The organism is Candidatus Zixiibacteriota bacterium, assembly GCA_036480375.1.
Taxonomy (GTDB): Bacteria; Zixibacteria; MSB-5A5; order GN15; family JAAZOE01; genus JAZGGI01.
Window position 1 is genome coordinate 1 of record JAZGGI010000011.1, and the last position, 12009, is coordinate 12009.

Sequence of the window (12009 nt, forward strand, 5' to 3'; positions counted from 1 at the left end):
ATTTGCCGCCGATCTGTGCTATTAGAATCTATACCGTTGACGGTGATTTGGTTAGATATATCAAACACTTTCGTCCTGATGGTGGACCTGGATCTCAAGAAGAAACGTGGAATGTCATCAGCCGCAATACGCAGGCGATCATGACGGGTATCTATATCTGGCATGTCCGTTCGGATATGGGCGATCAGATCGGTAAACTTGTTATTATGAAATAGGATAGACATAGAGTTTTTGCTTTCATAAAGGCCATAAATTTCTCAAAATGAGGAGTTCGGCGTATTGCCAATTTCTGCCTGAAAGCATATATTATCCCCCTAAAATTGTCGTTGATAGCGCGTCATTAGGAGATTGATATTACAACTATGCGACTCACAAAAATAGCCTCGGTTAAACCCTGGGCTTTATGCTTTGTTTTTCTGATCCTGCTTTTCCTGGAATTTTCCAATCCGGCGTTAAGTGAGACCGCGTCAACAATCGAATCTGCTTCTGACATTTATTTCCCCAGATATGATTATTTCATGAATGACATGAATCATATTAACCTGTCGATTACCAATTTCGGAGTTTGGGGCGCCGGTAGTGATATTATGCGGCATAAGAGCTGTGAATACCCGGTTAATTCTCATATTGAGTATTTAAGCAGTATTAACTTGTGGTTCGGAGGGGTAATTGACGGTGATACTCTTGTTTCAACCGGAACCTATTCAAATAAATGGTCTACGACAGTACGAACGGAGCTGTTTCCCGATTGGGATGGCCGCGGCGATTTGATTAAAAAATCTGCGATTAAGCGAAGTTTGTATTATGCCGAGGACGCCGTTTCGGATCTGGATTTGATTTGTACTTACACCGATACCATGCCTGACTCCTGGTCTTACTCCACGATACCGGTCGATAGTCATGATGATCGTTATCATAAGCCTCTCAATATTTCCGTAACCCAAAAGAGCTATACCTGGACCAATGATTTTACCCGAGATTTCATCATGTTTGATTTTTCGATAAAGAATGTCGGACAGGAAACTATTGAGGCTTTCTATATGGGATTAGAGGTTTCGCCGCTGGTTGGTTTCCGAGGAAATGTGCTGCGCGGAATCAGCGCTAATGATGAAATCGTTGGCTTCAAGGAAACATCGGAAATATCATCCGAGCCCTGTTTTCCCGTGGATACGATTAATATGATGTGGTTGGCCGATAATGACGGTGATCCTGAAAACTTCGTGAGGTACAATCATTATTCAGCCCCGGCCGCGGTCGGCCTCCAGTTTTTACGCCTCCCGGAAGAAGCGGATAATATTAATTTCAACTGGTATTACGGCGGTTACAACTGGAGCACAAATTTTGGGCCGCGTCTTCGGGAAGATTTGCGAGAATTTCATAATGGGCTGGGAACACCTACCGGCGATAAAAATAAATACTATATTATGTCACATAAGGAAGTTGATTACGACCAGATGTTGACAATGCTCAATCATCAAGGCGATGGTTTCCTGCCGCCGCCTTCTATGAATTTCGCCCGGAATCTGGCTAATGGGCATCGGGTAACGGCGATATATTCGGCGGGGCCGGTCGATATTAACCCCGGTGACTCGACCTTTATTACAGTAGTATTTTTAATCGGAAATAATTTTCATAAAGTACCCTGGAGTTTTTTCAGATATTTCGATCCAACCGAACCGGATGAGTATTACGAAAGATTGAATTTCAACACTCTTTTTGAAAACGCTAATAGAGCTAAATTCACGTTTGATAATCCGGGCGTGGATACCGATGGCGACGGCAATTTGGGCCGATACATCTGGAAATGCAAATGCGAGGATCTGGATACCTGCTATCAGGAGGGTGAGCATCCTCCCGATACAACCCAGGATTGCTGCTTTAAGCGTTATTTTACCGGCGACGGCATTCCTGATTTTCAAACCGCATCTCCCCCGCCCCCTCCGCTTGTGAGAACCATTTCGCAGCATGATAAAATGACAGTTCGTTGGAACGGACAGGATTCGGAAGAATATATTGATTTCTTTACTCAGGAAAAAGGTTTTGAGGGTTATCGGGTATATTTCGCCGAGAATAATCGCGAACGAGATTTTGTATTGGTCGAGACTTATGACCGCGATGATTTTAAGGTTTTCCAGTTCCTTCCCAAGGAAGGAATCTGGAAGGGTATTAGCCTGGGAATGACCCGCGACAGCCTGGAAAGCCTCTATGGCTCAGAATTCGATCCGGAATTATACTATGATGAAGCGCATGCTCTTTATGTCAATGAAACGAATACCTATTATTATTTCGTCGCCCAAAACTGGAATAACGCTGATCTTTCCGATCCGCGTCGTATTCACAAGGTTTATCCATACGCATCACGCCATAATCCGAGTGATACTACCGAGGAAGGTTATCTAAAATATTACGAATACGAATACACAATTGAAAATCTCCAGCCCTCCAAACCTTATTATTTTTCTGTAACGGCTTTTAACCAGGGTTCATTTGACCCCAAAATAGGCATCATGGAATCATCACCGATGTTTAACGCGGTGCGCGACTATCCTTTGCCGTCTTCCGAAACGGTACAGCGCGAAGGCCTGAATGTTATTGTATTTCCCAATCCGTATCGCATCGACGGAGGATATGCCCGGGTCGGGTATGAAAATCGAAATCGCGCCAAGTCGGCCGAACGTTCCCGCGCGATTCATTTCGCAAATTTACCGCCGATTTGTTCAATCAGGATTTATACTATTGACGGCGACCTGGTCAGATACATCAAGCATTTTCATCCCGACGGCGGCCCCGGGTCCCAAGAGGAAACCTGGAATGTCATCAGCCGCAATACGCAGGCCATCACAACCGGTATCTATATCTGGCATGTCCGTTCGGATATGGGCGATCAGATCGGAAAATTAGTAATAATGAAATAGTCTGGCGCCTGCTAATCTTTTTAGAGTTTTAAGGCTCTGACACTTGTGTTTTTTCCCTTGATGGTTTATGGTATAGTCAAAAAAATATTGCCAACGCTTTATATTTATGGCGGTTATAAATGATCGGGATTCTGAGATTCATTGCGTTTGGGAGCTGGCCTAAATTAATAGTTTTTTGTCTTTTCTTAATTATTACGTTAGACAATTTGGCAATCGCTCAGGAAAACGACGGAGGGGGAGGCGGTGGTATAGATTTGCTTACCGGGTTTCCTGATTATGAAGACTTTGTCTTCAGCCGCAATAACGTCAGATTATCAATAACAAATTACGGGATTCTGGGGGCGGCCAATAAACTCAATAATCATAGAAGTTGTGAATACCCGGCCAACTCATACATAGAATATATGGCTTTTATCAACCTATGGGTGGGCGGAATTATCGGCGAAGATACAGTTGTTTCGACGGCCGGAGTTTTTGAACTGCCTAGTACTTCTCACCGGGCGACTGAATTCTGGCCCGACGGCTATATGATCAAGAGGTCAAATATAAAAAGTGAGCCGTATTATAGTAAGAATGCTATATCTGATCTTGATATAATTTGTACTTACACCGATACTTTGTCGAACGCGATGCCATTTTCTTCCCGCCCGGAAGATTATTACGATGACCGATCTCATATACCGCTGAATGTCTCGATTACCCAAAGCAGTTATGTCTGGAGCTATAATTATGCCGATGATTTCATTATTTTCGATTATGAAATGACTAATGTCGGAGATGAACCTATTCGAGAAGTATATATCGGATTTTTGGTTTACCCGTTAGTGGGTGATAAGGGTGGGATGCAAAAAGGCGTAAGTATTGATGATGAACTTGTGGGATTCAAAGAATTTTCAGAGCTTTGGTCCGAGCCATGCTTCCCACAAGACAAACTGGATTTAATGTGGTGGGCCGATAATGATGGAGACCCCCTCCATAGGACTCGCTGGACCAATCAATCTCCCCGAGCCGCGGCCAGTCTTCATTTTTTGAGAAAACCGGAAGACGATCTTCCGGTCAGCTTCAATTGGTTCTATAACAGTTCTTATTGGGAATTAAATTATGGCCCTCGATTAAAAACTTATCCGAAATTTTTTCATCGGGGACTGGGAACTCCTACCGGTGATCGCAATAAGTATTATTTAATATCCCATAAAGAAGTCGATTACGACCAATTATATGCGGCGCTTGATCATCAAATGGAGGGTTTTCTGCCACCTCCCGGTTCCTGGTGGGGCTGGTATTTGGCCAACGGGGCTACTACTACTCCAATACTTTCGGCCGGTCCAATAAATTTGGAACCTAACGAGACAACACATTTCACGACGGCCCTCGTCTTTGGTGATGAATTCCATAGATATCCTCACGATTTCTATACCAAATTTCATGGTTACCGTCCTGATGATTTTTATAATACGTTAAATTTTGACAATCTCATCGAGAATGCGAAGTGGGCCAGTTTCACGTTTGATAATCCCGGGGTTGATACCGATGGTAACGGATACAGCGGGGAATATATTTGGAAATGCAATTGCGACAGAGTTGACACCTGCTATGAAGTAGGCGAGCATCCTCCCGATACGACTCGTGAATGCTGTTATAAGAGGTATTATACGGGCGACGGCGTTGCTGACTTTCGCACAGCCGCTCCCCCGCCGCCTCCGGTCGTTAAAACGATTCCCGAATATGGCAAAGTAACCGTTCGATGGAACGGTCAGGATTCGGAGCAGTATATCGATTTTATGACTCAGCAAAAAGGGTTTGAAGGATACAAAGTATATTTCGGCGAGTTTAGCCGGGAAGATGATTTTGTTCTGGTCAAGACCTATGACCGGGATGATTTTAAGATGTATGAATTTGACAATTACTCCGGGAAATGGCGAGGCGTCTATCTGGGAATCACCCGTGACAGTCTGGAAAGTCTTTATGGCAACGATTTCGATCCTGAAAACTACTTTGATGAGTATCACGCCTTTTATGACGGTCATACCGATAAATATCTGTACTTTGAGTTGCAGAACTGGAACCGGTCTGACCTAACCGATCCGAATGGGATTGTCAAAGTTTATCCGGATGCCTCGCGTAATGACGCCAATGATACGACCGAAGAAGGATATTTACGCTATTATGAATATGAATACACGATCGAAAATTTGCAGCCTTCGCGGGCTTATTATTTTAATGTGACGGCCTTCAATAAGGGTAATTTTAATCCTCGGGTGGGGGTCATGGAATCATCGGTGACGGCCAATGCCGTTCGCGATTATGCTTTACCTCCTTCGGAGGCGGTTCAGCGCGAAGGGCTGAATGTGATGGTGTTTCCCAATCCGTACCGGATTGATGGCGGTTATGCTCGGGCGGGGTATGAGAATCGCAGTCGTCAGAAATCATCCGAGCGTTCCAGGGCGATTCATTTTGCCAATTTACCGCCTATTTGTTCGATCAGGATTTATACTATTGACGGCGATCTGGTCAGATATATCAAACATTATCATCCTGACGGCGGTCCCGGGTCCCAGGAGGAAACGTGGAATGTCATCAGCCGCAACACTCAGGCCATCACAACCGGTATATATATCTGGCATGTCCGCTCTGAAACCGGCGAACAAACCGGAAAACTCGTCATTATGAAATAACTACCACGCAACTAAAGTTGGCCGTTTTCGTAAAAAAGATTGTAAATAAATCCTCGATGGGTTATACTAATGCATCCCATTTGGAACGGGGAGGCGTTAGCTATGCGTGTGTTAGGTGATAATTTACAAATAACAGATCGCCACGTCGTTCCCATTTTCACGGAACTCCTCGCGATGACTGATTTTATGTAAAAATAAAAAGTTATCCACAAACGCATTTTTAAAAATTCCTTATATGTAAATATATCTGTGTGAGTTACAGCGAATTGGGTTCGTTTTGTCCTTTTTAGTACTTTCGTAAAAGGCTCCTTTGCCATTGATTACAAACACTCAACCATAAACCATTCCATTCAATAATGCGATTGTTTTCAGTAATTGCGGTGGATTTGATGGATAATTGTAAATGCCCAAGGCAGGAACCCACCGTCCCGATAGCACGGGGCAGTGGGCCACCGGTCCTGCCAAAATAATCGGCAGGGGTCTCGGAATTAGAAATTCCTCGACTTCTCCCCTACTGACTTTGAGGGTGATACATTGAATTATAATATCATAGATAAGAATTGTAGAGTTGTATTTAAATAATATTGGAACTTTCCTTGACATAAACAATAGAATTGTTATATTCTCTACGAGTCGTACTACGGGGAACTTTGCAATAAAACTTTGATTATACCTTTTTTACTCGCAGGGAGGTATTTTAATGGGTATCAATGATACAAGTACCAAAACGAATCTAATGTATATCATGGTTGGCGGATTGGTTGTCTTTCTCGCCATCTCGCTTGCTATTCCGGTTGGTATGGCCTTAAGCGGGCAATCCGGAATCGGCGAATTATCGCCGGAAACGCTTCCCAATCGCACCAATCTTACAATCGGCCAGACGGCCCCGGCTCTTGAACTCAAGAATCTTAACGGACGGCCCGTTAGCTGGGCCGATATCACCCAAGGTAAACCAACTGTAGTGGCGGTTGTACTGCCCGGATGTCAACCGTGCGAACGGATTCTCAACTGGTGGGAGAACAATGGCTACAAAAACGGAAAAAATGGGATAAATATAGTGCTTCTTGCATCGCTATCAAGTAGTGAAATTGAATTTGAGACAATTATGATGTATGAACATTTGTTCCCTATTTATACGACAGGCATTAATAATATGCGGGAGAATTACGGCATAACAGGATATCCGACAATGTTTGGACTTGATAGCAAGAACGATATCAAATTTGTGACACATTCTTTTCTTAGAGAATTGGATTATGAGTTTTTCAAGGAATACTTATAGGTAAATCTCTTATAACGCGCGCATAAGAGAGATTTAAACATTAAACTAAACTTATTTACAGGGAGGTAAAGAAATATGAAAAAACTAATCTTCTTTTCAAGTTTATTTCTATTCGTTTTTTGCATGACGATCGGCATTACAGTCGGATTTAGTTCACCTGCTTCGGCGTCTGGTAACTGCGGTTCTGGGCGCTGCTACATATGTGGAACTGGAGAACGGAGTTGTGAAACGGATGCCTATTGCACAGAGAAAGTAGAATATCCATGCGTAATTTGGGATCCGCCTTCGGTTCATGAAAAGGGGGAGTATTGGTTTGCTTTTGATGGGGAATGTATGGATGGTGAAGAACTGTGGTGCCCCCTCTGTTTTTGCGATTGTTGTGACATACCCGATTAGAATGGAAACTGAATAATAATAAACCTGCTGGAGACTTCTCCAGCAGGTTAAAAAAGTAAATTTAGAAAATCTACATTGGAATTTCTTATGAATAACAGCGGATTCAGAAATAGCAAAACCTTTGCAAAATATATTGCTATCTCATATTCATTCCATATATTAACAATGTGCTCTCACAGTATTATTCAGATATATTTATCGGGTGAAATAATTGAATCCATACTTCGGGGTGGTAAATGAATAGCTTTTTGGGAATCATTGCTTTTGGTGGCAAAGTGCTTTTAAGATTAAGCATTATAAGTATACTAATATGCTCAAATAATCCAACTAAGGCGGAGAATGATAATAGCAACGTCGGCAATTCCGGATCATCTATAAGTTTTCCTGTTTTTGAGGATTTTGTATTTTGCCGCAATAATATCAGGCTTTCATTAACAAACTTCGGAGTTCTTGGTGCAAATGATAGGATACTGAATCACAGGAGCTGTGAATATCCGGCTTATTCATACATTGAATATTCGGGTTTTATTCATTTATGGGTCGGTGGAATAATTGGAAAGGATACAGTTGTCTCCACTACGGGCACTTATGCGCCCCAAAGCTACACCAAGACCACTGAGTTTTGGCCTACCGGTTATATGACCAAGAGATCGCATATAAAAATTGAACCATATTATTCTGAAGATGCTGTTTCCGACCTCGATATAATTTGCACTTATACTGATACATTATCAAATGCCATGCCCTCTAGCATGCGTCCGGTAGATAAATATGATAATCGGTATCACATCCCATTAAATATTTCAATTACTCAAAGTGCCTTTGTCTGGGGTTACAATTATGCCGATGATTTTATAATATTCGATTATGAAATGACCAACGTCGGGGATGAGCCAATTAGGGATGTATATATTGGATTTTATGCGAGTACAATGGTTGGAAATATGGGAGCAATGATGGGGGGGAAAAGTATAAATGATGAACTCATAGGCTTCAAGGGAATTTCCGATCTTTGGTCGGAGCCTTGTTTTCCTCCGAATCAAGTGGATTTAATGTGGTGGACAGATAATGACGGCGATCCCCTCCACAATACCCGCTGGAACGCTGATTCTCCGCAAGCCGCCGCCAGCCTCCATTTTTTGAGGAAGCCAGAACAGGATTTAAATGTCAGTTTTAACTGGTTCCACAACAGCGAGTACAGGGACTTGAATTTTGGTCCGCGACTGAGAAATTATCCCAAATTGTTTCATCTCGGATATGGAACGCCAACCGGTGATCGTAATAAATATTACATGATATCGCATCATGAAGTCGATTACGATCAACTCTATTTGGCCCTTGATCACCAGGGTGAAGGATTTCTCCCTATTCCAAACCCGAATTGGCTTTCGAGAATAGCTGCCGGGGCAAAGATATATGGTGTTTTATCGGTTGGGCCGATAGATCTTGAGCCGAATGAAACAACTCATTTCACTACTGCGCTAGTCTTTGGGGATGAGTTTCACTCCAGACCGCACGATTATTATACTAAGATGAATATCTATCAACCTGATGATTTTTATAACACACTGAATTTCGATAATCTTATTGAGAATGCTACCTGGGCGTCGTTTACATTTGACAATCCCGGGGTTGATACCGATGGGGACGGATACAGCGGGGAATATATCTGGAAATGCGACTGCGACAGAGTTGACACCTGCTACGAAGTCGGCGACCATCCTCCCGATACAACTCGCGAATGTTGTTTTAAGAGATATTATACCGGCGATGGCGTGCCTGATTTTCGCACAGCCGCTCCTCCACCGCCTCCGGTTGTTAAGGCTATTCCCGACTTTGGCAAAGTAACAGTTCGCTGGAACGGCCAGGATTCGGAAGAATATATCGATTTTATGACCCAGCAGAAGGGATTCGAGGGATACAAAGTATATTTTGGTGAGTATAGCCGGGAGCAGGATTTTGTTCTGGTCGAAACTTATGATCGGGATGATTTCAAGATGTATGAATTTGACAATTATTCCGGTAAATGGCGCGGCATCTATCTTGGAATAACTCGCGACAGTTTGTTGAGTCTCTATGGTCATGATTTTGATCCGGAAGAATACTATGACGAGCATCATTCATATTATGATGGTCATGACGACAAGTATTATTATTTTGAATTGCAAAACTGGAACAAGTCTGACCTGTCTGATCCGAATGGGATTGTTAAAGTTTATCCGGAAGCATCCCGGAATGATGCCAATGATACGACTACTGACGGTTATCTTCGTTTTTACGAATACGAATACACGATAAATAATCTGCAGCCATCGCGGGCTTATTATTTCAATGTCACGGCTTTTAACAAGGGCAATTTCAATCCCCGGGTGGGAGTAATGGAATCGTCGGTGACGGCCAACGCCGTTCGCAATTTTGCTCTGCCTCCTTCGGAAGCGGTTACGCGCGAGGGTTTGAATGTGATCGTGTTTCCCAATCCGTACCGGATTGATGGCGGTTATGCTCGGGCGGGGTATGAGAATCGCAGTCGTCAGAAATCATCCGAGCGTTCCCGCGCGATTCATTTCGCAAATTTACCGCCGGTTTGTTCAATCAGGATTTATACTATTGACGGCGACCTGGTCAGATACATCACGCATTTTCATCCTGAAGGCGGTCCCGGGTCTCAGGAGGAAACGTGGAATGTCATCAGCCGCAACACCCAGGCCATCACAACCGGTATATATATCTGGCATGTCCGCTCCGACATGGGCGAACAAACCGGAAAATTAGTAATAATGAAATAATCCTGGCGCCTGCCAGTCTTTTTAGAATTTTAAGGATGTAGCGATTGCGTTTTTTCTCATGATGGTTTATTGTATAGTCACAAAAAAATATTGGCAACGCTTTATGTTTATGGCGGTTATAAATGATCGGGATTCTGAGATAACGTCAGATTATCAATAACAAATTACGGGATTTTGGGTAAATTGAAAATAACTTGACAATTCGATTGAGCTATTTTATATTTGCTGACATTCAAATTACCCTCACATCCATTACCACCGCGAAACGGAAGGAGTCTGTATGACTCGCTGGTTAATTTTTGGGGGCCAGTCACTAAAGTTAATTTGCTTTTTAATTGTTATCTTTTTTTCAACATTTACCAATACAGTAATCAGTGAAGAATCCTCTTCATCCAAGGGGAATTACGGGTTTTATTTTCCGCGCTACGATTACATGTTTATTGATGCCAATAAAATAAAGTTTGCGATTACAAACTTTGGCGTTTATGGCGCAAGTAGTGATTTTACGCGGCACGAGAGTTGTGAATATCCTAAAAACTCATATAAGGAATACTTGAGTGAAGCTAAGCTGTGGTTTGGGGGAATAATTGATGGCGATACTCTTGTTTCCACTGCCGCAATGTATTCGGCTTACTGGTCGGAGACGATAAGAACGGAAATCTTTCCGGATTGGAATAATAGTGATTTCGATATTCGATCCGGCAAAAAGACAGAAACAAATTACGATAAAAACGCTTATTCCGATTTGGATGTCAAGGTGACTTTTACCGACACTATGCCAACTAGTTGGCCATATTCGATGATGCCGGAGGATAGTTATGATAATCGCTATCATAAACCCATGGGTATCGTCATTACTCAGACGAGTTATGCCTGGGATAATGATTTTACTGAAGATTTTATAATTTTCGATTATACTATTAAGAACATGGGAAAAGAACCTATAGAAGATTTTTATATGGGCATTTATGCCGCACCCCAGATCGGTCATAAGAGTCATGTTTTTTTTGGAATCAGCGTTAATGATGACTTCATCGGTTTTAAGGATGTTTCTGAATTTTCCTACGAACAATGCTTTCCGGCTGATTCAGTCAATTTGATGTGGTGGGCCGATAACGAAGGTGAGGCTGTAAATAATTCTCGCTATGATTATTTTTCGCCTCGTGCTGCAGCCTCATTTCAATTTCTCCGCCGCCCGCATGAGAATGCCGAAGTTAATTTTAATTGGTTTGTTTCCGGATATCATTGGGCGGCGAATTTTGGTCCTCAATTATTGGAAAATTATCGTGAATTTCATTATGGAATCGGATATCCCACCGGAGACAAAAACAAATATTACCTAATGTCTAATGGTGAAATAGATTATGATCAAATGTTTACAACTATTAACCATGAGAACGAAGGATTTCTTCCACCTCCGGGGATGGCATTTGCCGTTGACGTTTCCAATGGTTTTTCGCCACGGGGAGTCCTATCAACCGGTCCCGTTGATCTGGCGCCAGGTGATTCGACTTTTATGACAATGGCCTTGGTATTTGGCGACAAATTCCACTGGAAACCCTGGAGTTATCTCTGGTATCACGATCCCTGGAATCCTGAAGCATATTTCAATTATCTGGATTTCCGAAGTCTTTTTGAAAATTCATATTGGGTAAAGTTTTCATTTGATAATCCCGGAGTTGACACCGATAATGATGGATACCGCGGAAGGTATTTGTGGAAATGTAAATGCGTTGACATCGATACCTGTTATGAAGAAGGTGATTTTCCGATAGATACAACCCGTGATTGTTGTTATAAAAGATATTTTACCGGAGACGGTGTTCCCGATTTTAGAATAGCTTCGCCCCCCCCGGCTCCGATTGTACGCACTATTCCCAAACACGATAAGGTAACAATACGATGGAATGGAAAAATAACCGAGGATTACATTGATTTTTTCACACAGGAAAAGG

General features: G+C 42.6%; 6 protein-coding genes. All 6 read left to right on the top strand.

Annotated elements, in window-relative coordinates; genetic code table 11:
* Positions 1-215, top strand: a 215-nt coding sequence (locus tag V3V99_02400; protein MEE9441503.1) for a hypothetical protein, incomplete at its 5' end; no start/stop codon positions are given.
* A gap of 147 nt (positions 216-362) precedes the next feature.
* On the top strand, positions 363-2915 hold the full coding sequence (locus tag V3V99_02405; GenBank protein ID MEE9441504.1) for a hypothetical protein: 2553 nt from the start codon (positions 363-365) through the stop codon (positions 2913-2915).
* Positions 2916-3034: 119 nt separating this feature from the next.
* Positions 3035-5590, top strand: coding sequence for a hypothetical protein (locus V3V99_02410; GenBank protein MEE9441505.1), 2556 nt, complete (start codon positions 3035-3037; stop codon positions 5588-5590).
* A 700-nt stretch (positions 5591-6290) separates the two neighbouring features.
* Entirely contained in the window at positions 6291-6872 is a 582-nt protein-coding gene (locus V3V99_02415; protein MEE9441506.1) for a redoxin domain-containing protein, read from the top strand.
* 632 nt (positions 6873-7504) lie between these two features.
* The gene (locus tag V3V99_02420; GenBank protein ID MEE9441507.1) at positions 7505-10054 is read left to right on the top strand and encodes a hypothetical protein; all 2550 of its coding nucleotides are present in this window, start codon (positions 7505-7507) and stop codon (positions 10052-10054) included.
* 280 nt (positions 10055-10334) lie between these two features.
* On the top strand, positions 10335-12009 hold a 1675-nt coding region (locus V3V99_02425; protein MEE9441508.1), incomplete at its 3' end, for a hypothetical protein.